This window comes from Vogesella sp. XCS3, assembly GCF_020616155.1.
In the GTDB taxonomy this organism is placed as follows: domain Bacteria; phylum Pseudomonadota; class Gammaproteobacteria; order Burkholderiales; family Chromobacteriaceae; genus Vogesella.
Map to the genome: position 1 here is coordinate 2,811,093 of NZ_CP085530.1, position 24,292 is coordinate 2,835,384.

Annotated in this window: 25 protein-coding genes; 9 read left to right on the forward strand and 16 right to left on the reverse strand. The window is 62.3% G+C overall.

Features of this window, described 5'->3' with window-relative positions; all coding sequences use genetic code 11:
• Positions 1-15 precede the first annotated feature (15 nt).
• A complete protein-coding gene (locus LCH97_RS13460) occupies positions 16-2,052 on the reverse strand; it encodes a methyl-accepting chemotaxis protein (RefSeq protein ID WP_227302137.1) in 2,037 nt (678 codons plus the stop codon).
• A gap of 204 nt (positions 2,053-2,256) precedes the next feature.
• Complete coding sequence (locus LCH97_RS13465; protein ID WP_227302138.1) at positions 2,257-3,111, reverse strand: LysR family transcriptional regulator; 855 nt, start codon at positions 3,109-3,111, stop codon at positions 2,257-2,259.
• Positions 3,112-3,210: 99 nt separating this feature from the next.
• On the opposite strand from LCH97_RS13465, the gene LCH97_RS13470 reads away from it, so the two are divergent.
• On the forward strand, positions 3,211-4,125 hold the full coding sequence (locus LCH97_RS13470; RefSeq protein WP_227302139.1) for a DMT family transporter: 915 nt from the start codon (positions 3,211-3,213) through the stop codon (positions 4,123-4,125).
• A 21-nt stretch (positions 4,126-4,146) separates the two neighbouring features.
• Complete coding sequence (locus LCH97_RS13475) at positions 4,147-4,350, forward strand: 2-hydroxymuconate tautomerase family protein (RefSeq protein WP_144370732.1); 204 nt, start codon at positions 4,147-4,149, stop codon at positions 4,348-4,350.
• A 69-nt stretch (positions 4,351-4,419) separates the two neighbouring features.
• Here LCH97_RS13475 and LCH97_RS13480 read toward each other — a convergent pair whose 3' ends face one another.
• The 4 genes from LCH97_RS13480 to LCH97_RS13495 form a co-directional block, all read right to left on the reverse strand.
• Positions 4,420-4,680 (reverse strand): hypothetical protein, encoded by a 261-nt coding sequence (locus tag LCH97_RS13480; RefSeq protein WP_017507822.1) that lies wholly within the window; start codon positions 4,678-4,680, stop codon positions 4,420-4,422.
• Positions 4,681-4,843: 163 nt separating this feature from the next.
• Positions 4,844-6,226, reverse strand: a complete 1,383-nt coding sequence (argH, locus tag LCH97_RS13485) for an argininosuccinate lyase (protein ID WP_227302140.1) — start codon at positions 6,224-6,226, stop codon at positions 4,844-4,846.
• Positions 6,227-6,346: 120 nt separating this feature from the next.
• The gene (locus tag LCH97_RS13490) at positions 6,347-6,898 is read right to left on the reverse strand and encodes a YaeQ family protein (RefSeq protein WP_227302141.1); all 552 of its coding nucleotides are present in this window, start codon (positions 6,896-6,898) and stop codon (positions 6,347-6,349) included.
• A gap of 55 nt (positions 6,899-6,953) precedes the next feature.
• Positions 6,954-7,577, reverse strand: a complete 624-nt coding sequence (locus LCH97_RS13495) for an FMN-binding negative transcriptional regulator (protein WP_227302142.1) — start codon at positions 7,575-7,577, stop codon at positions 6,954-6,956.
• 128 nt (positions 7,578-7,705) lie between these two features.
• Between LCH97_RS13495 and LCH97_RS13500 the strand changes: the two genes are divergently transcribed.
• From LCH97_RS13500 to LCH97_RS13510, 3 genes are all read left to right on the forward strand, one after another.
• A complete protein-coding gene (locus LCH97_RS13500) occupies positions 7,706-8,479 on the forward strand; it encodes an ABC transporter substrate-binding protein (protein WP_227302143.1) in 774 nt (257 codons plus the stop codon).
• Positions 8,480-8,585: 106 nt separating this feature from the next.
• Positions 8,586-9,341 (forward strand): ABC transporter substrate-binding protein, encoded by a 756-nt coding sequence (locus LCH97_RS13505; RefSeq protein ID WP_227305363.1) that lies wholly within the window; start codon positions 8,586-8,588, stop codon positions 9,339-9,341.
• Between the two features lie 54 nt (positions 9,342-9,395).
• A complete protein-coding gene (locus tag LCH97_RS13510; RefSeq protein WP_227302144.1) occupies positions 9,396-10,715 on the forward strand; it encodes a PLP-dependent aminotransferase family protein in 1,320 nt (439 codons plus the stop codon).
• 5 nt (positions 10,716-10,720) lie between these two features.
• Here the strand turns inward: LCH97_RS13510 and ccoG are convergent, their stop codons facing one another.
• From ccoG to LCH97_RS13535, 5 genes are all read right to left on the reverse strand, one after another.
• Positions 10,721-12,076 carry a cytochrome c oxidase accessory protein CcoG gene (ccoG, locus tag LCH97_RS13515; RefSeq protein ID WP_227302145.1) on the reverse strand — a complete coding sequence of 452 codons (1,356 nt, stop codon included), beginning with the start codon at positions 12,074-12,076 and terminating at the stop codon, positions 10,721-10,723.
• 164 nt (positions 12,077-12,240) lie between these two features.
• Positions 12,241-14,076, reverse strand: coding sequence for a diguanylate cyclase (locus LCH97_RS13520; protein WP_227302146.1), 1,836 nt, complete (start codon positions 14,074-14,076; stop codon positions 12,241-12,243).
• Positions 14,077-14,201: 125 nt separating this feature from the next.
• Positions 14,202-14,822: a LysE family translocator gene (locus tag LCH97_RS13525; protein WP_227302147.1), complete on the reverse strand. Its 621-nt coding sequence runs from the start codon at positions 14,820-14,822 to the stop codon at positions 14,202-14,204.
• A 38-nt stretch (positions 14,823-14,860) separates the two neighbouring features.
• The gene (locus LCH97_RS13530; RefSeq protein ID WP_227302148.1) at positions 14,861-15,358 is read right to left on the reverse strand and encodes a GNAT family N-acetyltransferase; all 498 of its coding nucleotides are present in this window, start codon (positions 15,356-15,358) and stop codon (positions 14,861-14,863) included.
• 366 nt (positions 15,359-15,724) lie between these two features.
• A complete protein-coding gene (locus LCH97_RS13535) occupies positions 15,725-17,332 on the reverse strand; it encodes a response regulator (protein WP_227302149.1) in 1,608 nt (535 codons plus the stop codon).
• Positions 17,333-17,504: 172 nt separating this feature from the next.
• Here LCH97_RS13535 and LCH97_RS13540 point away from each other — a divergent pair, with 172 nt between their 5' ends.
• Positions 17,505-17,792, forward strand: coding sequence for a hypothetical protein (locus LCH97_RS13540; RefSeq protein WP_017507834.1), 288 nt, complete (start codon positions 17,505-17,507; stop codon positions 17,790-17,792).
• A 47-nt stretch (positions 17,793-17,839) separates the two neighbouring features.
• Here LCH97_RS13540 and LCH97_RS13545 read toward each other — a convergent pair whose 3' ends face one another.
• From LCH97_RS13545 to LCH97_RS13555, 3 genes are all read right to left on the reverse strand, one after another.
• Positions 17,840-18,301, reverse strand: coding sequence for a hypothetical protein (locus LCH97_RS13545; RefSeq protein ID WP_227302150.1), 462 nt, complete (start codon positions 18,299-18,301; stop codon positions 17,840-17,842).
• Positions 18,302-18,337: 36 nt separating this feature from the next.
• Positions 18,338-18,691: a hypothetical protein gene (locus tag LCH97_RS13550; RefSeq protein WP_227302151.1), complete on the reverse strand. Its 354-nt coding sequence runs from the start codon at positions 18,689-18,691 to the stop codon at positions 18,338-18,340.
• Positions 18,692-18,811: 120 nt separating this feature from the next.
• Complete coding sequence (locus LCH97_RS13555) at positions 18,812-19,501, reverse strand: hypothetical protein (RefSeq protein WP_227302152.1); 690 nt, start codon at positions 19,499-19,501, stop codon at positions 18,812-18,814.
• Between the two features lie 216 nt (positions 19,502-19,717).
• Here LCH97_RS13555 and ompR point away from each other — a divergent pair, with 216 nt between their 5' ends.
• Positions 19,718-20,449, forward strand: coding sequence for a two-component system response regulator OmpR (ompR, locus tag LCH97_RS13560; RefSeq protein ID WP_227302153.1), 732 nt, complete (start codon positions 19,718-19,720; stop codon positions 20,447-20,449).
• Positions 20,446-21,753, forward strand: a complete 1,308-nt coding sequence (locus tag LCH97_RS13565) for an ATP-binding protein (protein ID WP_227302154.1) — start codon at positions 20,446-20,448, stop codon at positions 21,751-21,753. The genes ompR and LCH97_RS13565 overlap by 4 nt, the downstream gene beginning before the upstream one ends.
• 48 nt (positions 21,754-21,801) lie before the next feature.
• Here the strand turns inward: LCH97_RS13565 and LCH97_RS13570 are convergent, their stop codons facing one another.
• On the reverse strand, positions 21,802-22,707 hold the full coding sequence (locus tag LCH97_RS13570; RefSeq protein WP_227302155.1) for a methylated-DNA--[protein]-cysteine S-methyltransferase: 906 nt from the start codon (positions 22,705-22,707) through the stop codon (positions 21,802-21,804).
• 182 nt (positions 22,708-22,889) lie between these two features.
• Complete coding sequence (gene yihA, locus LCH97_RS13575; RefSeq protein ID WP_147686280.1) at positions 22,890-23,531, reverse strand: ribosome biogenesis GTP-binding protein YihA/YsxC; 642 nt, start codon at positions 23,529-23,531, stop codon at positions 22,890-22,892.
• A 91-nt stretch (positions 23,532-23,622) separates the two neighbouring features.
• On the opposite strand from yihA, the gene LCH97_RS13580 reads away from it, so the two are divergent.
• Positions 23,623-24,243, forward strand: coding sequence for a cytochrome c (locus LCH97_RS13580; RefSeq protein WP_227302156.1), 621 nt, complete (start codon positions 23,623-23,625; stop codon positions 24,241-24,243).
• Positions 24,244-24,292 lie beyond the last annotated feature (49 nt).

A 24,292-nucleotide genomic window follows, 5' to 3' on the forward strand; every position in this document is an offset into this window, starting at 1 on the left:
GTCACTGGCGGGTCGTCAGATCTTGAAGCGCGATACCGACTGGCGCAGCTGCTGCGCCATGGCAGTCATTTCGCAGGCAGCCAGCGAGGCGTCGTGCGCCTTGTGGTGGTTCTGGTCGGCTTGCTGCGCCACTCGTTCCACGTTGTGGGCGATGTCCATGCTGGCAGTGCTTTGTTCGCGCAGTGCGTCGGCAATGCCGACGACCGATTCTTCTACCTTGCGCGCGCCGTCGCGGATGCTTTGCAGGCTGTCGCCGGCTTCGCTGGCCGATTTCACGCCGGCTTCTACCTGCAGCACGCCGCTATTCATGCTCTCTACCGCTTCGCGCGATTCGGACTGGATGCGGCCAACCGTCTCGCTGATTTCCAGCGTGGATTGCGTGGTGCGCTCGGCCAGCTTGCGTACTTCGTCGGCCACCACGGCAAAACCGCGGCCCATTTCACCGGCGCGGGCGGCTTCGATGGCAGCGTTCAGCGCCAGCAGGTTGGTCTGGTCGGCAATGTCGCGGATCACGGTGACCACGCGGCTGATCTGCTCGGAGCGCTCGCCCAGCTGGGTGACGGTGGCGGCGGTGCTGCCGCTGGCGGCAGCGATTTCGCGCATGGTCTGCACGGTGCGGCCAACAATCACTTCGCCGGTTTTGGACACCTGGTCGGACTGGATGGCCAGCTCGCGCGCGTCGCTGGCGTACTGGCTGACCTGGCTGATGCTTTGTGTCATCTCCTCGACACAGGCGGCCATGGCGGCCACGGCCCGGCTTTGCTCCTGCGAGCTGCCGGACACGTCTTCCGACAGCGCGGCCAGGCCCTGCGCGTTGCGTGCCAGGCCATCCACGCTCTGGTTCACTTCGCTGATCAGCTGGCGCAGCTCTTTGCACATCAGGTTATTGGCTTGCAGCACTTCGCCGATTTCATCGTGGCGGTCTACGGCAATACTCACGGTCAGGTCGCCAGCGGCCACGCGGCGGGTGGTGTCTACCAGGCGTGCCAGCGGGGCGCTGACCCAACGGCGCATGGCCACGAAGACCAGCGCTACCAGCAGTACGATGACCAGCAGGGTGCCCAGCAGCATCTTGACCTGCATTTCGTGCGGCTCACGCACCAGCTCGTCCTGGTAGGCGCTGGTGGCAACCAGCCAGCCCCACTGCGGGTAAGGCACGAAGGTAGCCAGTTTCAGACGTGGCTTGGTGGCGCCGGCGTCCAGCCAGTTGTAACGGATTTGCCCTTGCTGCTGCGAGATCATGGTCTTGATAAAAGGCTGGCCGTCGGCATCGGTGCTGTCCAGCAGGTTTTTGCCTTCTTTATTGGGGTGGATGACCAGCTCGCCCGGGCGTGTTTTGGCGTCCAGCACGTATACGTAGCCGCTATCACCGATCTTGAGCGACAGGATCTTCTGCTTCAGTGCTTTCAGCCCGTCGGTGTAATCGATACCGGCAAAGACCACGGCAACAACCTGGCCGGCGGCATCCTTCAGCGGTATGTAGTGTGTCATGTAGTCACGGCCAAACAGGTTGGCCGGGCCGGTATAGCGCTCGCCGCTTTTCAGCAGGCTATACGCCGGGTGGGCGTGGTCCAGCGAGGTGCCCACGGCGCGGGTGCCGTCTTCTTTTTTCAGCGACGATGCAATGCGGATGAAATCATCGCCCTGGCGTACAAACAGGGTGGCTACGCCGCGGGTCGCCTGGGTAAAACGGTCTACCTGGATTTCGTTGCCGTTCAGCAGTGTGTCGCCGCTATACAGTGCCGGGGCACTGTTGCCGCTGATAGTGACAGGGTTGGCCGCATCCACGCGTAGCGCCCCCGGCAGGCTGGCGGCCAGCTGTGCGGCACTATTGTGGGCGCTGCTTTCCAGCACGCTGGCGTAGGCAGCAATACTGTCTACGACTTGCTGGTTGGTTTGTTGCATGGTGTCGACCGCGCGCTGTTCTACGCGGTTGCCCAGCCACTGGCTAACAACCAGGCCGGCAATACCCAGAATGATAAACAGCGCGATGCTGAGCACCAGGCTGAGTTTTTGCGCCAATGACAGGCGCGAGATGGTGAGTTTGGACATGGCTCTTTTTACGCATAGGTGGGTGGTTTTGCGCGTGTTTAATTTATATATTTATTAAATGAAAATGATTTTTTATATAAAATCACGCGTAGATATCGTATGTCCTAATGCGCACCACGCTGTTGATAATGGTCAAATCCTGTTGGCTAGGTGGCTGATTTTTAAAAACTTTCTACATTATATCTGCGGAATACCTTTGGCATTTTATTGCTGAAATGCAAACAAACTTGCAGCAAATGCATCAATAGCCGGGGCGCGTACGCCGCGACGGCGAATCAACACGGTAGGGGCGAGCGCGAGCTGCGCGGGTAGCGGGTGGGTAGCCACATGGCCGGCGGCCGGGGTCAGCGCCAGCAGCGCTTCGGGCACCAGCGCAATACCCATGCCGCTGGCGGCGCAGCTGATCATGGCATGGTAGGAGTCCAGCTCTACCAGCCGGTCCACCACGCAGCCGCTTTCATCCAGCCAGCGCTCCAGCCGCTGCCGGTAGGCGCAGCCGTGGTCGAAAGCCAGCAGGGTGAGCGGCCCGTGTTCCGGCCCTACCCTGGCGCCCAGTGCGCTGATCAGCAGCAGGTTTTCCTGGCAAAACGGCTGGCTTTCCAGCCTGGGTTCGTTTACCGGCCCGCATACCAGCGCGCAGTCCAGCTCCCCTGCCAGTACGGCGCCGATCATGCTGGCGGTAGGGCCGGTGCGCAGCTCCAGCCGCACATCCGGGTGTTGCTGATGAAAGTGGGCCAGCAAGGGTGGCAGGCGCACGGCGGCAGTGTTTTCCATGGCGCCCAGGCGCAGCGTGCCGCGTGGCGTATCGCTGGCCACCGCGGCGCGTGCTTCGTCGGCCAGCGCCAGCAAGCGCGCGCTATAGTCGGCCAGCACGTGGGCGGCTGCGGTTGGCCGCACGCCGCGGCCGTCGCGTTCGAACAGCGCGACACCCAGGCTGTCTTCCAGCTGCTTGATGCGGGTGGTGATGTTGGATTGCACGCGGTGCAGGCGGCGCGCGGCGGCGGTAATGCCGCCTTCCTTGAGTACCGCCTGAAAGATAGCCAGGTCGCCTAGGTCCATATTGTTCTCCATATGGGATGCTTTTCATCATATTAATTCATTTTTCAGGATGAAAAACGGCGCGCATAGTGACAGCCTGTTTCCCTGCCGAGATCTGTCATGTCCCAACGCGCCAGCCGTCACGGCTACCTGTACCTGTTTGCCTGCCTGTTGCTGTGGAGCAGCTTCATGTTGATGGCGCGCCTGGGTGGCAAGACGCCGCTCACCGCCTACGACCTGCTGGCGCTGCGGCTGGGCACCGCCAGCCTAGTGCTACTGTGTTTGCCGCGCCCGCCGTTGGCCGCGTGGCGCGATGCGCGGCTGTGGTTGCTAGCGCTGATAGGCTGCATCGGTTTCTGCCTGCTGTGCTACAGCGCGGTACGCTGGGTGCCGGCCGCGCACCTGGCCTTGCTGGTGGCCGGCATCCAGCCTTTCCTGATGGCGCTGCTGCTGTTGCTGCTGGGCCAGGGTTGGCCGCAGCGTGCCGCCCGCCCCGGTTATGCGGTGATGGCGCTGGGGCTGGGTTTGCTGGCTTGGCCGCTGTTTGCCGGTCAGGCGCTGCCGGGGCAATGGCTGGGCGATGGCATGCTGCTGACCGCTGGTGTGCTGTGGGCGCTCTATGCCTTGCTGGCCAAACGCTGGGGCTACGCGCCGTGGCTGCTCACCAGCTTTGTGACACTGGCGTCCACCCTGCTCTACCTGCCTGTTTATCTGTTGTGGCTGCCCAAAGGCCTGGCGGCAACGCCGTGGCCGATGATCGTGAGCCAGGCGCTGTTTCACGGCATCAGCCCGGCCATCGTCGCCATGCTGTGTTACCTGCGGGCTGTCGATTTACTAGGCCCGTCACGCGTGGCGGCGCTGATGGCGCTGATCCCGGTGCTGACCGGTATCGCCGCCGTACCGCTATTGCACGAGCCGCTCACTGCCACGCTGGCGTCGGCGCTGTTGTGTGTATCGCTGGGTGCCTGGTGGGTGTCGCGCCCGGCGCCGGCACCGGCCCAGCTCCGCCCGGCGGCGGCTTGCGGCCAACCCTGAACCTGAAACCCTGGAGTCATCATGCCCTACGTCAATATCAAGATTACCCGTGAAGGCGCGACCGCCGAGCAAAAAGCCGAGCTGATTGCCGGTGTGACACAGCTGCTGCAGACAGTGCTGAACAAGAACCCGGCCACCACCGTGGTGGTGATCGACGAGGTGGACACCGATAACTGGGGCATCGGCGGCGAGAGCGTCACCGTGCGCCGCGCGCGCGGCAGCTAGGCGCTGCAGTCTGTTGTAGCCAGCAAAAAGCCCCGCTCAGGCGGGGCTTTGTGTTGAGGCAGGAGCGGATCAGGCGGCGCCGGCGTCTTTCACGCATTTCTTCACAAAGCTGTTTTTGGCTGCGCCGGCCAGTTTCTTCTCGGCGGCTTTGGCGTCGCAGCTGGCTTGCGCACCAGCGGCTTTGCTGTCTTTTTCACACTTCTTCACGAAGCTGTTCTTGGCGGCGCCGGCCAGTTTTTTCTCGGTGGCTTTGGCTTCGCAGCTGGCGTCAGCGGCAAAGGTGGCGGTAGAAACACAGGCCAGCAGGGCCAGGGCAAGCAGTTTGCGCATGGTAGTCGTCCTTTGGGTTGGCGATAAGGCGTCATCAGTATTGCCCTGCCTGATGGTGGCTGGCAAGGTTGGCCGCAGGGCAAACGGTAACAGTGTGTCATGCGTGGATGACAATATAAAAACCCCCGGTAGATACCGGGGGTTTTCTATGGAAATTGCTTGCCTAACCGGCCAGGCGGGCGCGGTGGCGGGCAATCTGGAAGCGTACCTGGTTCGGTGCGGTGCCGCCCACGTGGTCGCGTTGCGCCAGGCTGCCTTCCGGGGTCAGTACGCTGTACACGTCTTGCTCGATCAGGGTACTGAACTGGCGCAGCGTGTCCAGGCTCAGCTCGGCAATGTCCACGCCCTGCTGCTCGGCGTGGCGTACGGTCAGCGCCACCACTTCGTGGCTGTCGCGGAATGGCATGCCCTTTTTCACCAGGTAGTCGGCCAGGTCGGTGGCGGTGGCAAAGCCCTGCAGCACGGCAGCACGCATGGCGTCCGGCTTCACGGTGATGCCGCGCATCATGTCGGCGTAGATGCGCAGGGTGTCGATCAGGGTGTCGGCGGTGTCAAACAGCGGCTCTTTGTCTTCCTGATTGTCCTTGTTGTAGGCCAGTGGCTGCGCCTTCATCAGGGTGACCAGGGCGATCAGGTGGCCAACAACACGGCCGGATTTGCCGCGTACCAGCTCCGGTACGTCCGGGTTTTTCTTTTGCGGCATGATGGAGCTGCCGGTGCAGAAGCGGTCGGCGATATCGATAAAGCCGACGCGCGGGCTCATCCACAGGATCAGCTCTTCGGACAGGCGGCTCAGGTGCACCATCACCAGGCTGGCGGCGGCGGTGAATTCGATGGCGAAGTCACGGTCGGACACGGCGTCCAGCGAGTTGTGGCACACGTCGTCAAAGCCCAGCAGCTGCGCGGTGTAGTGGCGGTCGATGGGGAAGGTGGTGCCGGCCAGTGCGGCGGCGCCCAGCGGCAGGCGGTTCACGCGCTTGCGGCAGTCGCTCATGCGCTCGGCGTCGCGGCCCAGCATTTCCACGTAGGCCAGCATGTGGTGGCCAAAGGTTACCGGCTGTGCCACCTGCAGGTGGGTGAAGCCCGGCATCACGGTGTCGGCGTGCTGTTCGGCCAGGTCCAGCAGGCTGGTTTGCAGCTCGGCGATCAGCACCACGATGGCGTCGATCTGCGCGCGCAGCCACAGGCGGATGTCGGTGGCGACCTGGTCGTTACGGCTGCGGCCGGTGTGCAGGCGCTTGCCGGCGTCGCCGATCTTGTCGGTGAGGCGGCGCTCCACGTTCATGTGCACGTCTTCCAGGTCCACGCTCCAGTCGAAGTTACCGGCGCGGATGTCGGCGATGATCTGCGCCATGCCGTCGCGGATGGCGGCCAGGTCGGCGTCGGACAGCACGCCGGACTTGTTCAGCATGGCGGCGTGCGCCAGCGAGCCTTCGATGTCGAACTCGGCCAGGCGGTTATCGAAAGTGACCGAAGCGGTGTATTTTTTAACCAGTTCGGAAACGGGTTCGGAGAAGCGGCCGGACCAGGCGTGCGTATCTTGCATGGTGAAAATGTCCCAAGTCTGTAAATGTATGGCGATTATGGGCAAGGATTATATGCCAGCCCATCACCATAAAGGGATAGACCGGCTGATTTTTCACCCGGCAGGCGCGCGCCGCTGCGCTTAGCGCTCGGCGCTGCCGTACAGGCGGTGCGGGCTGACGGCCACGCTGCCTTGCTCGGACGACAGCCACAGCACGCCGTCCTGCACTGTGGCGTTCAGCTGCATGCTGCGCTCGCACAGCGCGGCCAGCTCGGCCAGGGTGTCGGTGGCGATGCTGAAGATGTTCAGGTGGTCGAAGCGGCCAACCTTGCCGGCCATGCCTTCCCACCAGATATCCGCCGAACGGCCACCGTAGTTGTACAGCCATACCTGGCCGGCGCGGCCGCAGGCTTTGCGCAGGCGCTTTTCGTCCGGCTCGCCCAGCTCGATCCACTGCTCGATTTCCTCACTGAAATTCTTCTGCCACAGGTCCGGTTCCTCGTCGTCGCTGATACCGCGGGTAAAGGCCATGTATTCGCCGGCGTGCAGGGCAAATACGGCAATGCGCAGCATCATGCGCTCGATGGTTTCGGACGGGTGCTGGGCGATGGTCAGGCTGTGGCTGTCGTAATAGCCACGGTCCATATCGGAAATCGTGAGGTCGGCTTTGTAAATGGTGGCTTTCAGTGCCATTGCAGGGCTTTCGCGTGGGGTACGTAAAGCCCTGCAGTGTAACGGGTTTTGCCCGCTAGCTGGCGGGTTCGCTGTCGAGCACTGCCTGCATGCAGGCAGCCAGCTGTTGCTCGTCAGGCTGGCCACTGGCCAGGGCGGCGATCACGCTGTGGCGGTCGGCCAGGCTACGGTTCTGGCTGAGTTTTTCCTTGCATTGCCACTGGATCACGGGCAGGCGAAAGCCCACGATGGCGCGCTGCATGGCGGCCATGGCCTGGGCTGGTACGGCTTCGGGCGACCAGCCGTCCGGCCCTTCGAAGCGGGCACTGAGCTGCGCCAGCAGCGTGTAGAGCTCGTCGCCGCTCACCTGCTGCGCCACGGCGCATTGGGCGTGCGCTACACGGTAGTTCCAGGTAGGTACCATGCCGCTGCTTTGGTACCAGCGTGGCGAGATATAACCGTGCTCCCCCTGAAACACGGCAACGCTGGGCGCCTGTAGCAAAGCCTGGCTATGGCCATTGGCGGCGGCCAGGTGGCCTAGCAGGCAGTCTGGCCGGCTGGGGTCGGGTAGCAACACCAGGTGGCTGATCCACGGTGTGTCGCTAGCGGGGGTGATCAGCGTGGCAAAGGGGTGCCGGGCAGCCAGTGCGCTGGCCGCGCTGGCAGGGCTGGCAAAAGCGGGTGGTTGGTAGAGTGGCATGGCGTTCTCCTTTGTCTGGATTGTGTCGTCGCATGGCTGGCTAGCCCAGAGCCAGTTTGCCCGGCGAGGACAGGGCCACTGTCCTGTCGTGTGTGCACTACACTGGCAGGGTAAAAAGGAGAATATCGATGCGGCGATGGTTTATAGCGGTGTGCCTGCTGTGGTTGGCCGGCGGGGTATGGGCTGCCGAGCCGCCACTACAGGTGCGCTTTTCCAACCAGGAGTACCCGCCCTACGCCGGTAGCCGGCTGCCGGATGGCGGCATGCTGACGCGGCTGGTTACCGAGGTGTTTCGCCGTGGCAATGTGTCGGTCAGCTATGTGTGGTACCCCAATAACCGCGCCATCCAGCTGGCGCGTAACGGCGATGTGGATGGCAGTGTGGGCTGGACGCCCAGCCCGGATCGCGAGCGTGATTTGCTGTTCAGCCAGGAGGTGCTGCCGTTTCGCATGGTGCTGTTCCAGCGCAAGGCGCAGCGTTACCGCTGGAAAGTGTTATCAGACCTGGCACCCTATCGTTTTGGCGTCACGCTGGGGAATTTCTATTCGCCCGAGTTTGACCTGCTGTTGAAGCAGGGGGTACTGCACGCCGACGAATCCCCCGACGACCTGAGCAATATGCGCAAACTGGTCGCCCGGCGGGTAGACCTGGTGCCCATGGAGCTGGAAAGCGGGCAGTTCCTGATCCAGCAGCAGCTGCCACCGGCGCAGGCGCAGCTGCTGGTGGCGCAGCCCCGTGCCTACTGGCATGCCCCCATGTGCATGGTCGTGTGGCGCGGCCACCCGCAGGCTGCAGAACTGGTGCGGCGCTTTAACCGCGAACTGGCGGCCATGAAGCGCAGTGGCGAGCTGGCGCGCTTGCTGGCCGATAGCCGACGCCGGGTATTTTTGCCGCAGCCGTGAAAAGTTTTTTCTTCGATAAATTGCTTGGTGTATGACACGCCGCTGCCTAGGCTGAAATGGTCAGCTTGGGGGGTATGTTATGTGGCGACAATGGATAAGCTTGGCTGTGCTATGGCTGCCGCTGGTGGCACAGGGGGCGGAACCGGCGCTGAAAGTGCGCTTTTCCAACCAGGAATACGCGCCGTATATGGCAGAAACCCTGCCATTCGGCGGCATCCTGACGCGGGTGGTGACCGAGGTGTTCCGGCGCGGCAACGTCAGCGTGCGCTATGGCTGGTACCCCAATAACCGTGCTATCCAGATGGCGCGCAATGGCGATGTGGATGGCAGCCTGGGCTGGACGCCCAACGAAGATCGCCAGAAAGACCTGCTGTTCAGCGAAGAAGTCCTGCCGTTTCGCATGGTGCTGTTTCAGCGCCTGGGTGAAACCTACGCCTGGAAAACGCTGGAAGACCTGGCGCCCTACCGCTTTGGCATTACCGCCGGCAATTTTTATTCCGATACCTTTACCCGCTTGCAGCACAGCGGCGTGCTGAAGGTGGATGTGACAACCGACGATGTCAGCAATCTGCGCAAGTTGGCCGCAGGCCGTATCGACCTGTTCCCCATGGAAGGCGAGGCGGGCCAGCTCACCACCCGCTTGCAGCTGCCGCCTTCCATGGCGGCGCGCATTGTGCCGCAGGCGCGCGAATACTGGAGCACCCCGCTGTGCGTGGTGATATGGCGCGGCCACCCGCAGGCGGCCGAGCTGGTGCGGCGCTTTAACCGCGAGCTGCGCAAAATGAAAGACACCGGCGAGCTGGAGCTGCTCATCAACCAGACCCGCCACGCCATTTTTGCCCATATCGACAAGAAGCGCTGATCTTTGCCGCCACAGTGGGCATAATCGCCCTTTTCCCCTTACAGGCGGCCCGGCGTGAGCAAGTACGGCGAACTGGTTCAGCGCATCATCAGCAGTATCCGGCACGGTGATTATCAGCGTGGTGACACTTTGCCATCGCTGCGCCAGCTGGTGCAGCAATACGGTGTGGGCCTGAATACGGCGCGGCGTACCTATTACGAGCTGGAAAAGCTGGGCTATGTGGTGGCCCAGCCTCGCCGCGGCTACGTGGTGGCCGCCGATGCCGGTGGCGGCAGCGATAGCCTGGCCGCACCCTTGGGCGCGCCGTTCATCCACCCTGCCCTGTACGATACCCGCCCGCTGACCCACGCTTTTATCGGCGCCATGCGCCACTACGCCCAGGCGTTGGCCGAGCCGGCGCTGGCCGGCATGCCGGCACTGCGCCGACAGATCGCCCAGCAAGCTTACGCCGAGGGCTGGGAGGTACACGCCGACGAAGTGCTGATCACCTGTGGCGGCATGGAGGCCTTATCGCTGGCGGTGGCCGCCGTTACGCATGGCGTGGCACAGCCACAGGTAGCGGTGCTGCAGCCGGCGTTCCCCGGCCTGCTGGGTGGCTTGGCCGAGCAAGGCGTGGCCATCTTGCCGCTGGTGTTGGCCGCAGACGGCAGCGTGGCCACGGCCGAGCTGGAGCAGGCTTTGTCGCAGCGCCGGGTGCAAGCCATTGCCCTGATGAGTGCCTACTGCCACCCGCATGGGCGCAGTTTGCTACCGGCTACCCGCCAGCTATTGCTGGGGCTGGCGCAGCGCTACGATGTGCCGATTATCGAAGATGATGCCTACCGTTTGCTGGGGTTTGACGGCACGGTGCCCTTGCCCATGAAGGCCGACGACCGGGATGGCCGCATCTTGCTGTGCGGTACGTTTTCCAAATCGATGGCACCGGGCTACCGCGTGGGCTGGCTATTGCCCGGGCGCTATGGCGAGCTGGTGCGTCGCCTGAAACTGGCGCAGACGCTGGCGTCGCCGCTGCCCAACCAGCTGGCGCTGGCCGAGCTGCTGTCCGGCGGGCGCTACCTGCCGGGCTTGCGTCGTTTGCGCCAGCAGCTGGCCGACAAGGTAGGTCAGCTGGAAACCCTGTTGCGGCCAACCCTGCCCGACGGTGCCAGCCTGCAGCCTGCCGAGGGCGGCTATTTTGTCTGGCTGCGCGATGTGCCGGCGGACTGTGTGCAGCTGGCCGCTACCGCCCAGCGCCACGCCATCCAGCTGGCACCCGGTACGCTGTGCCAGCCGGACGCCGCAGGGCGGCACGCCCTGCGCCTTAATGCCAGCTACTTTGCCCCCGACCAGCAGCCGGCGCTGGACTGGCTGGCGCGTGCCATGCGCCGCGTATAGCCCGCTCAGGGCATCAGGATGCGCGAGGTTTCGGTGACTTTATCCTCGGGCGTGTGGCGGTCTTGCAGGGCAATGCTGATAGGGTGGCTGCCCTTGGCCAGCACGGCCGGGTCTGCCATCACATTAATGGTAAAGCTCAGCTCGCCATCGCCTGGCACCTGCAACAGCTTGGGCAGGCGCTGCCCCACCACCCCGTCACCGGCTGCCGTCAGCGTATAGGTGCGGGCGTCTGGCCGGGTGTTGAAGATGCGCACGGTGTAGGCGTTTTCGATATAGCCGTCTGCTGTTTCGCGCGCCATCACGGCGCGGTCGCGCAGGACTTCTACCCGGAACGGTTCGCGTTGCCACAGGCCGGCGGCCATCAGCAAGACGGTGGTGCCAATCAGGCTGGCGTACACCACCGCCCGAGGGCGCTGCCAGAATGATGGCGGCGCGGCGCCCTGTTCCATGGCATTTTGCGTGGACAGGCGAATCAGGCCACGTGGTGCGGCCAACTTGTCCATGACTTCGTCGCAGGCGTCGATGCACACCCCGCAGCCAATGCACTCGTATTGCAGGCCCTGGCGGATATCAATGCCGGCCGGGCATACCTGCACGCACAAGCCGCAATCCACGCAGCTGCCTTGCGCCTGGCTGCCGTCTTTGCGGCGTGCACCACGCGGCTCGCCACGCTGTTCGTCGTAGGCCACGATCAGGGTGTCACGGTCGAACATCACGCCCTGAAAACGGGCATAAGGGCACATGTGCTTGCACACCTGCTCGCGCAGGTGGCCAGCCAGCAGCCAGGTAAACCCGGCGTAGCTCAGGGCGAAAAAGGCTTCCCAAAAGCCGGTTTGCCCGGCCGGCAGCCCGGCTACCAGCTGGCGCATCGGGCTGAAGTAGCCCACCAGGGTCAGGCCGGTCCACAGCGAAAACAGCAGCATGCTGGCCTGGCTGGCGCCTTTGCGCAGCAGCTTGTCGGGCCCCCACTGTGCGGCATCGCGTTTGCGCCGTGCATTGGGCGGCCCTTCAAACAGGCGCTCTATCCACAGCATGATTTCGGTGTACACGGTTTGCGGACAGGAAAAACCGCACCACAGCCGCCCGGCAATCATGGTCCACAGAAACAGCCCCAGCGCGCTGATGATGAGCATGGCTGCCAGGTAGATGAAGTCTTGTGGCAGCAAGGTCAGGCCGAACAGGTAGAGGCGCATCGAGTCGAAGTCGAAGCGTACGGCCTGCTGGCCGTGCCAGTTGACCCAGGGCGTCAGCAAGAACAGCAGCTGGGTAACGATGACAAAACCGGTGCGCCAGTGGCTGAAGCGGCCACGGGTGAGCTTGGGGTAAAGCTTGTTGGATACAAAATGGATGGGTGTGGCCATGGTGTGCTGCCCTTGCAATAATGCGATGCCGCAGCTTAGGCAGGGTGCCGGCGGGCAGACAGGCACAGATGCCAAGCATCGGCAGGGCACAGCGGGCGGGTTGGCCGCAGGTTTGATTTGCATCAGCCGGCTGCGGCCGGCCAATGCAAAAATCGGGCGGCGTGTTAGCCGGCGCGCACCTGGTTGCGGCCTTCCTGTTTGGCCAGATACAGGGCGGCGTCGGCGCGGGCCATCATCGGGGTGGCGGTAGCGTCGCCGGGGTAAAGTTCGCTGATGCCGATGCTGACGGTAAAGTACACCGGCTCGCCACCTTGCGGGTTGTCCAGCTGCAGAGCCGCCACGGCCTGGCGTACGCGCTCCATGATCTGGGTGGCGGTGTAGCGGTCGGTATCCGGTAGCAGGATGGCGAACTCCTCGCCGCCCAGCCGGCCGCAGACATCTTCTATGCGCACGCTGGCCTGGCAGCAGCTGGCGAAGGTGCGCAGAACCTCGTCGCCAAAGGCGTGGCCGTAGCGATCGTTCAGCAGTTTGAAGTGGTCCAGGTCCAGCATGGCCAGCGACAGCGGGCGCTCCCAGCGTTGGCCGCGGGCGATTTCCTCTGTGCAGCGCTGCATGAACTGGCGGCGGTTATACAGGCTGGTGAGCTCGTCGGTATTGGCCAGCCGGATCAGGTCGGCCTGCAGTTTCTTGGCGTCGCTCACGTCGTGTTTGATGGCCACCATGCGCAGCAAACGCCCTTCTGCAGACATGACCGGCGCTACCGAAATGGTTTCAAAATACAGCTGCCCGGCACGATTGTGGCTGGACAGCTCGCCGCGCCAGATCTCGCCGCCCAGGATGGTGCTTTGCAAAACAGGCTTGAATTGCGGGTGTTCCGCCAGCAGCACGTCTTCCAGCTTGCGTTGGCCGCAGATTTCCTCGCTACGGTAGCCGGTCATTTCCACAAAGGCCGGGTTCACGTATTCAACCTGCCCTTTACCGTTGGCAATGATGATGGCTTCGGCGGCGTGGTCGATGGCGACACTGCGGGTTGCGAGTGCGTCGTTGAGCTCGGTGTTGCGCTGGTAGCGCCGCACGCCCCAGGCCAGCAGCAGGGTGCAGATCAGCCAGCCACCCAGCATCAGCCAGGCTTTATTGCGCCAGGGTGCCAGCAGGGTTTCTTTATCGATACCTACCGTTACCAGCAAGGGAAGGCGTTCTACCTTGCGCATGGAGTGCAGGCGGGTGCGTTTGTCCAGGTTGGACGTGTACTCATAGCTGGCTTCGACATCGCCCCGCTGCAGCATGCTGCGCGCTTCCGGGTCGTTCACCGGTTCGACAGGCATCGGGGATAGCAGCGGTTGGCGCGCCAGTAGCTGCATGCGGGTGTCGGCGAAGGCCATCACGTCGTGGTGGCCGCCTACCAGCGTGCGGTCTATCAGTTGCTGAAAGTGACTGGTGCGGATAACGGTGCCCAGCAGGCCGATGACGCGGCCATCGACGCCGCGCACTCTCTGTGTCGCCATCACCACCAGGTCCCCGCTGGCACCCTTGAAGCGCTCGCTGACAAAGCGGTCTTCCTTGCTGGGCGACAGCATGGCTTTGCAATAGCTGCGCTCGCGCGCGTCAAAACCGGGAGACACCTTGAATGACAGTACCAGCTGGCAGTTGCGATCTACCAGAATCATGTCGTAAGCCTGTGGTACGCCGCGCATGGCACGCACCAGGCGGCTTTCCAGTGCAGTGCGCTCGGCCACGGGCTGGTCCGCCTGGAAGTCGTTTTCTTCCAGCTGCTCGGCCACCATGTTTTGCAGTAGCTCGACCTCGCGGAAGTCTTGCCGCATCCATTCGGAAAATAGCAGGCTTTCCATGCGTGCCTGGGCATGGCCTTGCGCGATAGTCGTTTGGTACGAAGACCATAATTCGGCAACGCCGCTGAGCAGCAACAGCAGGCTGATCAGTGCGCCGTATGTCAGGGCTTTGAAACGGCTAGGCGAGGCGAGGTGCGAGACGTGGGGCATGATCCGCAAGTCAATCAGGAATAGGCTGTCATTCTTGCATGAAGCGAAGGCTTTTGCAGGTATCGATGGCGGAAGTATCTGGCTGGCGTTCTATAAATGTGGTGTCTTTCTTATTGCCACCCCACTTAGTGACTCAGTATCAGTTTCAGGCCCAGCAAGGCAAACAGGGTGCCGGCGATACGGTCCAGCAGCATGCTGCGCCGGCGCGATGTGTTAAGCCACTGCCCTGCGTGGCCGGCAAAGTAGCCCATCAAGCCAAATACTACCGCCGCCTGAGCGGTAAACAGCAGCCCTAGCTGTGCGGTTTGCCAGGCAATCTGCCCGTGCTGGCTGATCACGAACTGTGGCAGGAAGGCAAGAAAGAACAGCACTACCTTGGGATTGATCGCGTTGGCTAGCAAGCCCTTGGCAAAGAGTTTGCCCGCACTGTCACGCGTGTCTTGGCCATGGTGCTTGTCCATCAGGCTGCCCGGGCTGTGCCATGCTTGCCAGCCCAGCCAGATCAGGTACCCCCCCCCTGCCATCTTGAGTGCCGAAAAGGCCAGCGGTGATGCGGCCAGCAGCGCGCTGATGCCTAACGCTGCCAGCAGGGTATGGCTCAGGCAGCCGGCGGCACAGCCTAGCCCGAAGGCAATGCCGTGGCGGCGCCCCTTCGCCATGCCGAGGCTCAATACCATCAGGTTGTCCGGGCCGGGTGACAGGGTCACCAGAACGGCTGCCGCCAGAAAGCCTAATGCCTGCTCCATGCCCAATAGCATTGTTATCCCCTTGCTTGTGTTGTGGTTTACAGCCGGCGACCAAGGATGACCAGATCGCGCTCGGTTTCGTCCAGCAGCGCGACCTGTGGCAAGTGTGCCCAGCGGTCAAAGCCGAAGCGGCGGAACAGCAGCAAGCTGGGTTCGTTATGGCCAAAAATGAAACCCAGCAATGTCTTCACGCCGTATTGCGGTGCGGTATCGATAACATACTGCAGCAGTATCTTCCCCAGGCCTTGGCCACGCGCGCACTCGTCCAGATAAATGCTGACTTCGGCCGTGCCGTTGTAGGCAGGGCGGCCATAGAAGTCTGACAGGCTGACCCAACCCACAATCCGGCCGGCTATTTCGGCAACCCAGAGCGGGCGGCGTGCTGGCTGGTGGGCATGGAACCACGGCAGGCGGCTTTCCACGCTGACGGGTTCCAGGTCGGCGGTCACCATGCGCCCGGCAATGGTGCTGTTGTAGATCTCGACGATGGTGGGTAGATCCGCCAGCTGAGCCAGGCGAATTTCGGGGCGTGACATGCGTTCTCCTTTTATCGGTTTGGAGAACATTGTGGCGATATTGCGGTTATTTGGGAACGGACAGTAGAGCGCCTGGTATGAACAGTGTTTTCTGGACAGGGCAGTTGGCGATGATGCTATGGGCAAGTCGGAGTTGGCGTGATAAATCGTAATTTATTAATGAATTACATAAAATTATTACGTAATTAAAGGAGTGGGGCGCAACTGTACTAATGCCTGTGCTTGTGGATAAGGTTGTCCACAGGTAGGTCAGTCACCGCAGGTGTTTTTATTGTGTGACACCAATTATTGTCACGCAATATTTAATTGTTTGATTTTAAATGTTATTGCTGAATTGCTGGTGTGCGGGTAGGGGTAGTGGTGGGCTTAGTCGGGCAGGATTTCCTGCTGGGCGGCGGCGTGACGCAGTTTTTGCAAGGTGGCGACCAGGCCATGTACGCGTTCGTGTTCGGCTGGCAGCCAGCCCAGCAGCTCTTGAGCCAGGCCAATGCTGTTTTCGTCGGCTAGTTGCAATAGCAGCGCACAGGCGTTCATGCCCAGGCGATCGTTGAGTGTGGCGCTGGCGGTGTCGTACAGCAGCTTGGCGGCGGCGTCTTTTTTCTTGTCCTTGGTTAGCGAGACTGCCTCATCGTTGGTGTTTTGCAAGAAACCATAGGCATCGTGTACGGCACGGATCAGGACGATACTTTTTTTGGCCATGGCGGCCAGCTGTTCCACATCCTGGTGGGTGCGTACCAGGCGCAAGGACAGTTGTTTTACCCAGTCGTAACCCTGATAGCCGTCGATATCGTCCGGCAGGCGCGCTACCGCTTCCAGAAAACGCACCCCGCTACGCCAGCTAAGCTGCCTTTGAAGTAGCAAGGCAGCGGCTTGCTTGAGCGATTCCTGTGCATCCATCCACGACTTGCGCCCCAGCAGGGTCATGGCGCGGCAAACGTGCAGCAAAAACACATTGTGCTCGCCCTTGAGCATGCCGTTGAGCTCGTTGGCGACCTGGTCCATCTTTTCGGCGTTACCCGCTTCGCTGTGCGCTTGTAGCAGGTCGATCAGTACGTCAGGGCCAAAGGCGCTGTTATTGCGGCCGATGCGTACGGCCTTTTCCAGATATAGCGCCGCTTTGGCCGGGTCGCCGGCGTTCAGCGCACTTTCCCCGGTCAGGCATAGGCGGCGGAAGTTGCGCGGCGATAGCGCCACCGCTTTTTCCAGTACTTCAAGCGATTCGGCAAACTGGCCACAGCGAGCCAGATTGTGCGCCAGTGTGTCGTAGGCGTCGGTGTAGTGCGGGGCTTCGTTGATGATGTCTTGCAGCAGCTCGCTGCTTTCAGCCACTTTATCCTGTGCCTTGAAGATGCGCGCCAGCCCCATCTTGGCCCACGGGATGACACGCAGATCCAGAATCTCCGAATAGCACTTGCTGGCTTCGTTGTAGTGTTCCAGTGCCAGGTGGGTTTCGGCGAGCAGCCGAAGCACATCCAGTTTTTGTACCGGGGTGGTGGCCTTGCCTACCAGCTCGTCCATGGTGGCGATGGCCAGGTCTTCGCGGCCATTCATCAGGTGCAAATGCGCCGGCTTCAGGAAGCGCTTGCGGGTAAAGGCCGACTGCATGCGGTCAAACAGCGCCTGGCTGGAAAACGGCTTGAGAATGTAATCGTCCGGGGCGACTTCGGCGGCGGCCACCACGCGTTCGTAGCTACGCTCGCCGGTAATCATGATCCATACCGAGGTAAGCGGGTAGCTGCCGGTGCTGCGCAGCTGTTCCAGCATCTCCTGGCCATTCATGCCCTCGCCCAGGTTGTAGTCGCACAGCACTACGTCGAAGCTGCGCTTTTGCAGGCGCATCAGGCCATCAGCTGCGTTGGCTGCCGTTTCCGAGCGGGTCACGCCCACATTGCTGAGCATGGCTCGCAACGACTGTCGCACGGTAAGCGAGTCGTCAATGATCAGTACGGTGGTGGTGTCGCTGAATACGTTCACGCCAGGGTTCTCTTGTCGTAGTCGTTATTGGAAGCAGGCTGTGCGCTGGTGGCTCTTAATATAATCCAGCTTGCTTGAAAATCCGAATATAGAAACGGCATGTCATGTTGAAAGTGGCAAAAGTGAGTGCAATAAGCTTAGATAAGAAAACCACCTTAAGCGGAGCGTTGCCATGCAATACGAAGAAGTCGTATCCCAGCATTTCCTGACCCTGCGGCGCACGCCGTTTCCCCATGTGCTGATCGAGCAGGCCTTGCTGGAAATGGGCGGTGGCGGGCCTGCCGGCATGAGCTACCGCAAGAAGGTGCTGGCTGCCGCAGGTTGGCCGCACGATGGCCTGGTGCCATTTGCCAAATACCCGGATCAGGCGGCTGGCGCTTTTAACCGTGTGCGCCTGGCTTTGGCGTCGGCTCCCGACGCGGAAGGTTTGCTGGCGGCATTGGGCGTCAAGCCGGCCTAGTGGTGGGGGCCGCCTTGCGTCGTCTAGCGATGCGCCTGTGCGCAAGGTTAGCGCAAGGCTGAGCCATCGTCCTGGCGTTTGCGCATTTCCAGGTGCAGGCATTGCCGGCGCTGGCTGCCAAACAGTGCGCCGCATTGTTGCAGGGCGGCCTGGCGCGCCTGGCAGTGCGCATTGCCATTGCCCGGTGGGCAGGCTGGCGGGGGGAGCTGGCTGGCTACACACTGGCGGCGGGCTGCCCCGCTGGTGCCATGACAGGCTTGTTGTGCCGCCGCCAGCTGTTCGCAGGCGCTGCGGTCGCGCTCGCGCCGGCACAGCGCGGGCGGGGTGAACTGCTGCAGACAGGCGGGCAGGTTGGCCGCAGTTTGATCCTGGCAGCTGGCCAGGCCGGCTTGCTGGTGCTGGCAAGCCGCTTCGGTGCTATCCGCGGTGCAGCGCGCCGGGGTGCCCGCCCAGCTGGTGTGGCCGGCAAGCAGTCCCATAATCAACAGGCAACGCCGTATGTTGTTCATGTGTCTCCCCTTTGGCCTGCCATGGCGGGCGTTAAGCTAGCTGTCCGGGCCACCCTCCGGCGGTGGCGCGTTAAGGCGATCCTGCTTTTTGCGCCAGCGCTGCCAGGCTTTGGGTGGTGCCTCCCCCGCCGGCATGCTGGCCAGCCGGTCTGGTGGCAGATGCAGGCGTATCGCATCGTGACGGCGGTAGAACTGGCGCAGGCGACGGGCTTCTTCTTCGCTGATTTCTCCGCGCACCACGGCTTCACGCAGGCGTAGCTCCCGCAGGCGTAGAGCGTCAGCCCGCTCTAGCGGGGGGGCGTTGTTACCCGGGGGCGGCGGGTTGGCGAGGGCGGTGTTGCCTGCGCTGAATACTAGCCAGCACAGCAACATCGATAGCAGCGACTTCATGATCTGATTCTATCCTGCGCTGTTTCGGGGCGCCATGGTGTTGCATTGTGGGTTTTGCTCACGGCACAAAGCCTGCCAGATGGGGCCTGGCAGGCTTGGGTGGTATCAAGCAGCGTGAGTTTAGTGGCCACGCCCGTCGGCCCACGGTGCCAGATCATCGGGCCAGCTGGTGCGTGCCGGGCCACGGTCCTGGTTGCTGATCAGGGTTTTGGTCAGTGCCTGCAGCTGGGTCATGTTCGGGCGCTGTTTGTTCTGGCGTGCGCTGTCCATCAGCTTGCTGCGTTCCTGTTTCAGCGTGGCCAGCTCGGCATCGGTGAGGGCGCCGGAAATCACGGCGTCGCGGAACTGTTTCATGTCTTCGTGCGGCATGCCATGCGCGCCCTTGTGCTGCTCGTGCCCGGGTTTGCCCTCACGCATGCCTTTGTACATGCCATCGTGCATGCCGCCCTTCATGTGCATCTGGGCCAGCTCTGGCGGCAGTTTGTCGCGCTTCTGGGTGCGGTCGGCATTGTCGATCAGCGCCTTGGTCTTGTCTTGCAGTGCCTGGTGCAGCTTTTTGGCCTGCTCGCGGTCGGCGCTGCTGAAATTGCCGTCGTCACGCAGCTTCTTGATGGCTGCCATGGTGGTGTCACGCTCTTTTTTCAGCGTGGCCAGTTCGGCGTCGGTCAGCGCGCCGGACATGACCGCTTCGTGGAATGCCTTGTGGTCAGCGCGCGGCATCTTGTCACCGTGGCCGAAGGCCAGGGCAGAGGCCGACAGCGCAGCCAGCAGGGAGAGAACCAGTGCGGTAGGGGCGAAACGTGTTTTCATTGCAAACTCCTTATGCCGTGTGGCCTTGGTTGATGCTGTCACTTTAGCGCCGGGGTTTTGCCAGAGTATGTGCCGCAGGGTGGGGAGTGTTAACGGGTGTTAAGGTTGGCCGCAGGCTTAACCTCTGTTCACACCGGGGCTGACGCTGTGCCAGCCACGCGGTAGGCTTGCAGCATTGACAGGCAGGTAGCCCTGCCCGCACGGAGACTGGGTGTTATGGAAAACCGCAAAATACTGGTAGTGGATGATGACGCGCGCCTGCGCGAGCTATTGCAGCGCTACCTGACGCAGCAAGGCTATACGGTGGAAAGCTTGCCCGACGCCCGCGACCTGGACCGCAAGCTGGCGCGTAACCGGCCGGATCTGCTGGTGCTGGACGTGATGATGCCGGGTGAAGACGGCCTGGCGGTGGTGCGCCGTTTGCGCGCGCAGGGCGAGCCGATACCGGTGGTGATGCTGACGGCGCGAGGCGAGGATATCGACCGCATTCTTGGCCTGGAAATGGGCGCGGACGATTACCTGGCTAAACCCTTCAACCCGCGCGAGCTGCTGGCGCGCATCAACGCCGTATTGCGTCGCTACGAGCAGACGCCGGCGGTTACTGCCAGCCATCAGGAGGCCGAAGCGCTGCATTTTGGCGCCTGCACGCTGAACCCTGCGCGCCGCGAGCTGCTGCGTGACGGCCAGCCGGTGACGCTGACCACGGCTGAATACGCCGTATTGCTGGCGCTGGCGACCCATCCGCGCCGGCCGCTAACCCGCGAGCAGCTAATGACGCTGGCCATGGGCAAGGGTGGGGGCGAGTCGCAGGATCGCAGCATTGATGTGCATATTTCCCGCCTGCGCAAAGCTATTGAGGACGCAGACGGCCCGCCGCGCTATCTGCAAACGGTGTGGGGTTACGGCTACGTGTTTGTGCCTGATGGCCGCGACAAGGACGCGCCATGAAGCTGCCCGTGCTGCGCGGCACGCTGTTCATCCGCCTGGCTGCCCTGGTGGTGATGGCGGTATTGGCCAGCCAGGTCTTTACCCTGTGGCTGGGGGTCAAGCAAAAAAACAGTTTGCTGGCCGGCCAGCTGTACGCCCAGGTGGTGGATACGCTGGCAGATTACGAAGGGGCGCTGGCGCGCTTGCCCGAGGCGCAGCGCGGGCCATTCCTGCTGGCCAATAATCATGCCGGTTTGCCACGCTTGCTGCCCTTGGATGCCGCCACGCAGGTGCATTCCAGAGTGCCGCCGATGGGGCGTGACCTGGCCAGCCAGCTTTCCGAAGCCCTGGGCGAGCCGGTGCATGTGCAATTCAGCCGCGGCGAGCGGCAAGAGCTATGGCTGCGCGTGCCGGTACTGGACAAACACTATTGGCTGGTAATGCCGCTGACGCGTTTCTTGCCACCTTCCTTGCGGCCAACCTTGCAGGCCGCGGGCCTGGTGGCCTTGCTATCGCTCTTGGCCGCTTTTGCGCTGGCGTGGCGCACCACCCGCCCTCTGTCGCAGCTGGTAGCCGCTACCCGCGAGCTGGAAGCCGGCCGTACGCCCCCCCCTGTGGTGGCCAGCGGCCCGCGCGAGGTGCGCATGCTGATAGAGCGGTTTAACGGCATGGCGCAGGCGCTGGACAAAGCCGCCAGCGAGCGGCGCCTGATGCTGGCCGGGCTGTCGCATGATTTACGCACGCCGCTTACCCGCCTGAAGCTGGCGGTGGAGATGCTGCCCTCTGATGAAGATAGTGCCGGTATGTTGTCCGATATCGACGAGTTGTCGCATATTGTCAGCCAGTTCATCGATTTTGCCCGCAGCGAAGAAGTCCGCCCCATGCAGGACGTGGCGCTCGGTGCGCTGATAGATAGTGTGCTGGCACGCTTTGCCCGGGATGGCATGGTCGTGCACTGGCAGCGTGAGGATGCCACCTTGCAGGGCGATGCCTTGAGCCTGCAACGTCTGTTGTCCAATTTGCTGGAAAATGCGCGCCGCTATGGCCGGTCGCCATTTGCCGTCAGCCTGCAGCCCGGCGCCGGCGAGTTGGTGCTGCGGGTAAGGGACGGCGGCGAGGGCATCGCGCCGGCATTGCAACAGGCGGCCCTGGCACCGTTCGAAAGGTTGGCCGCACACCGTGGTACCGATGGCGGTAGCGGGCTGGGGCTGGCTATTGTGCAGCGTATTGTGCAGCAGCATCGTGGGCGTTTGCAGTTTGCCCACCCGCCGGGTGGCGGCTTCGAGGTGGACATCTGGCTGCCGGTAGTCCCTTCTCCCGATTAAGCGTGGGCGCGCGCGAGTCCGATTTTTGCCGGCTTGGACGGCGGCTTGTCAGGCCATGGCGTCTGTGCCAATGCCGTGTCGTGCTTGCGCGGTACTTCCTTCATCTGTCTCTGCGGCTTGCTGTGCTGCCTCCCAGCCCAATAGCGACAGTTTGCAGTTTTCTCCCCAGCGGTAGCCCCCCAATGCCCCGCTGGCGCGGATTACACGGTGGCAGGGGATAAGCCAGGCGATCGGATTGGCGCCCACCGCACTGCCCACGGCTCGCGCAGCACCGGGCTTGCCTAGCGCTTGGGCCAGCTGGCCGTAGCTGCACAGGCTGCCGTAAGGAATGGTCAGCAGCGCCCGCCACACCTGGATCTGGAAATTGCTGCCGTGTACATGCAGCCGCAGTGGCGCGCTATCGTGCTGGCCCGGCGGCTGAAACAGCCGCGCTACCAGCGCCTGGTGGCTGCCAGGCTGGTGTTGCAGCCGGGCTTGCGGCCAACGTAGCTGGAGTTTCTGGCGTGCTTGCTCTATATCGGGTTGTGGCAGGAAGTGCAGCATGCACAGCCCGCGCGGCGTACTGGCCGCCAGCAGGGGGCCAAAGCGGCTGGGCTCTATGCTCCAGTGCAGCGGTAAGCTGGCACCGCCGGCGCGCCACTCGCCCGGGGTCATGGCCTCCAGCGTGACAAACAGGTCGTGCAGGCGGCTGCTGCCGGACAAACCCAGCTCGTGGGCCAAAGGCAGCAGCGCCGTACCTTGCTGCAAGCCGGTTTTGGCGGCTTCCAGCGTAATCTGTTGTAAAAAACGTTTGGGGCTGATGCCGGCCCACTGTGTGAACAGCCGCTGCAGGTGGTATTCCGACAGGTTCAGCGTGCCGGCCAGCTGTGCCAGCGTGGGCTGGCTGTGGGCGTGCTGTATCAGGTAGCGGATAGCCTGGGTGATACGGTCTTCATCTCGGGGTGCGCTGTGCATGCCTGCCTCCAGGGTCATGCTGGCAGTGTAGGGCGCTGCGTCACCCCGGGCGACCCGATTCTTGCCATGTTGGCCGCAGGCAAGAAAAAACCCCGGTTCGCAAACCGGGGCCAATGCCTTGGCAGGCTCCCGCTCAGGGAGGTGAAGCGGGAAGGAGCGTGGCTCCTGTTTGCTTTGACGCCTTAGTCGGGGAAAGTTTCATCGATATCGTCAAATTGTTCCTCTTGCGGCATCGGGCAGGCGGCAAACCAGCTTTCCACAATGCCTGCTACCTCTTCGGTGCCGGTTTTTTTCGAGCTGGAGAACAGCTGCAGGGTGATATTGGGGTAGTCAGCCAGCTGTTTCTTGACCGAGGACAGAACCTTCTGTTGTTCCTGGCGCGACAATTTGTCGGCTTTGGACAACAGAATGTGTACTGGGCGCTGCGTCACGGTAAAGAACTCGATCATCTTCCAGTCCAGCTCTTTGAGCGGGTGGCGCGAGTCCATGATCAGCAGCAGGCCCACGATGCTGTCGCGGGTTTGCAAGTACTGGCCCAGCAAGGCTACCCAGTGTACGCGGATGGCCTCAGGCACTTCGGCGTAGCCGTAGCCTGGCAGATCCACCAGGAAACGCTCCTGGCCCAGGTCGAAAAAGTTGATGTGCTGCGTGCGGCCCGGGGTTTTGGAAACATAGGCCAGGCGGGTACGATTGCACAGGGTATTGATAGCGCTGGACTTGCCAGCGTTTGAGCGGCCAACAAAGGCCACCTCGCAACGCGTAGGTGGCAAATCCTTGAGGTGGTTTACGGTTGTAAAAAACCGTGCATTCTGAAAGATCGACATAGTAGTAAGGGCAAAGTCAATTGATATAGAATAGCAGGTTTGAAATTGCCACCTTTACAGATATTTACGCTATCTCTCATTAGGAGCGACCATGAAACGTAACATGCTGTTGGCTATCGCTGCTGCTACCTTTGCAGCCAGTGCTATGGCCTCCACCCCGGCAGCGCCTGCCAAAGGCGACCCGGTCAAGGGCAAAGCCATCGTTGACCAGGTATGTGCTGCCTGTCACGGTGCGGACGGCAACAGCGTGGCTTCTGCCAACCCGACGCTGGCCGGCCAGCACGCCAAATATATCGAAAGCCAGCTGAAGGCTTTCAAATCCGGCGAGCGCAAGAACCCGATCATGATGGGTATGGCCACACCGCTGACCCCTGCTGATATGGCCAACGTGGCCGCGTATTTCAGCAGCCAGAAAGTAAAACCGCGTGAAGCGGCCGACAAGAGCCAGATGCCGCTGGGCAAAAAGATCTACACTGCAGGCAACCCGGCTACCAAAGTACCGGCCTGTATGGCTTGCCACGGCCCGGCAGGTAAAGGCTACCCGGATCAGTACCCGGCAGTAGGCAGCCAGCACGCAGCGTATATCGCCAAGCAGCTGGCCGACTTCAAGGCAGGCACCGATCGCAAGAACGCCGTGATGCACGATATCGCGATGCGTTTGACCGATGCCGAAGTGAAGGCCGTATCCGAATACATGTCCGGTCTCCGTTAAGCGCAACTTTTTCGCGCAGATACGTTCCAAAGGGGGCTTTGCGCCCCCT

Coding starts and splice junctions, on each gene's coding strand:
- LCH97_RS13460 (WP_227302137.1), bottom strand. CDS start 2,052: ATGTCCAAACTCACCATCTCGCGCCTGTCATTGGCGCAAAAACTCAGC.
- LCH97_RS13465 (WP_227302138.1), bottom strand. CDS start 3,111: ATGGACCTAGGCGACCTGGCTATCTTTCAGGCGGTACTCAAGGAAGGC.
- LCH97_RS13470 (WP_227302139.1), top strand. CDS start 3,211: ATGTCCCAACGCGCCAGCCGTCACGGCTACCTGTACCTGTTTGCCTGC.
- LCH97_RS13475 (WP_144370732.1), top strand. CDS start 4,147: ATGCCCTACGTCAATATCAAGATTACCCGTGAAGGCGCGACCGCCGAG.
- LCH97_RS13480 (WP_017507822.1), bottom strand. CDS start 4,680: ATGCGCAAACTGCTTGCCCTGGCCCTGCTGGCCTGTGTTTCTACCGCC.
- argH (WP_227302140.1), bottom strand. CDS start 6,226: ATGCAAGATACGCACGCCTGGTCCGGCCGCTTCTCCGAACCCGTTTCC.
- LCH97_RS13490 (WP_227302141.1), bottom strand. CDS start 6,898: ATGGCACTGAAAGCCACCATTTACAAAGCCGACCTCACGATTTCCGAT.
- LCH97_RS13495 (WP_227302142.1), bottom strand. CDS start 7,577: ATGCCACTCTACCAACCACCCGCTTTTGCCAGCCCTGCCAGCGCGGCC.
- LCH97_RS13500 (WP_227302143.1), top strand. CDS start 7,706: ATGCGGCGATGGTTTATAGCGGTGTGCCTGCTGTGGTTGGCCGGCGGG.
- ccoG (WP_227302145.1), bottom strand. CDS start 12,076: ATGGCCACACCCATCCATTTTGTATCCAACAAGCTTTACCCCAAGCTC.
- LCH97_RS13520 (WP_227302146.1), bottom strand. CDS start 14,076: ATGCCCCACGTCTCGCACCTCGCCTCGCCTAGCCGTTTCAAAGCCCTG.
- LCH97_RS13525 (WP_227302147.1), bottom strand. CDS start 14,822: ATGGAGCAGGCATTAGGCTTTCTGGCGGCAGCCGTTCTGGTGACCCTG.
- LCH97_RS13530 (WP_227302148.1), bottom strand. CDS start 15,358: ATGTCACGCCCCGAAATTCGCCTGGCTCAGCTGGCGGATCTACCCACC.
- LCH97_RS13540 (WP_017507834.1), top strand. CDS start 17,505: ATGCAATACGAAGAAGTCGTATCCCAGCATTTCCTGACCCTGCGGCGC.
- LCH97_RS13545 (WP_227302150.1), bottom strand. CDS start 18,301: ATGAACAACATACGGCGTTGCCTGTTGATTATGGGACTGCTTGCCGGC.
- LCH97_RS13550 (WP_227302151.1), bottom strand. CDS start 18,691: ATGAAGTCGCTGCTATCGATGTTGCTGTGCTGGCTAGTATTCAGCGCA.
- LCH97_RS13555 (WP_227302152.1), bottom strand. CDS start 19,501: ATGAAAACACGTTTCGCCCCTACCGCACTGGTTCTCTCCCTGCTGGCT.
- ompR (WP_227302153.1), top strand. CDS start 19,718: ATGGAAAACCGCAAAATACTGGTAGTGGATGATGACGCGCGCCTGCGC.
- LCH97_RS13565 (WP_227302154.1), top strand. CDS start 20,446: ATGAAGCTGCCCGTGCTGCGCGGCACGCTGTTCATCCGCCTGGCTGCC.
- LCH97_RS13570 (WP_227302155.1), bottom strand. CDS start 22,707: ATGCACAGCGCACCCCGAGATGAAGACCGTATCACCCAGGCTATCCGC.
- yihA (WP_147686280.1), bottom strand. CDS start 23,531: ATGTCGATCTTTCAGAATGCACGGTTTTTTACAACCGTAAACCACCTC.
- LCH97_RS13580 (WP_227302156.1), top strand. CDS start 23,623: ATGAAACGTAACATGCTGTTGGCTATCGCTGCTGCTACCTTTGCAGCC.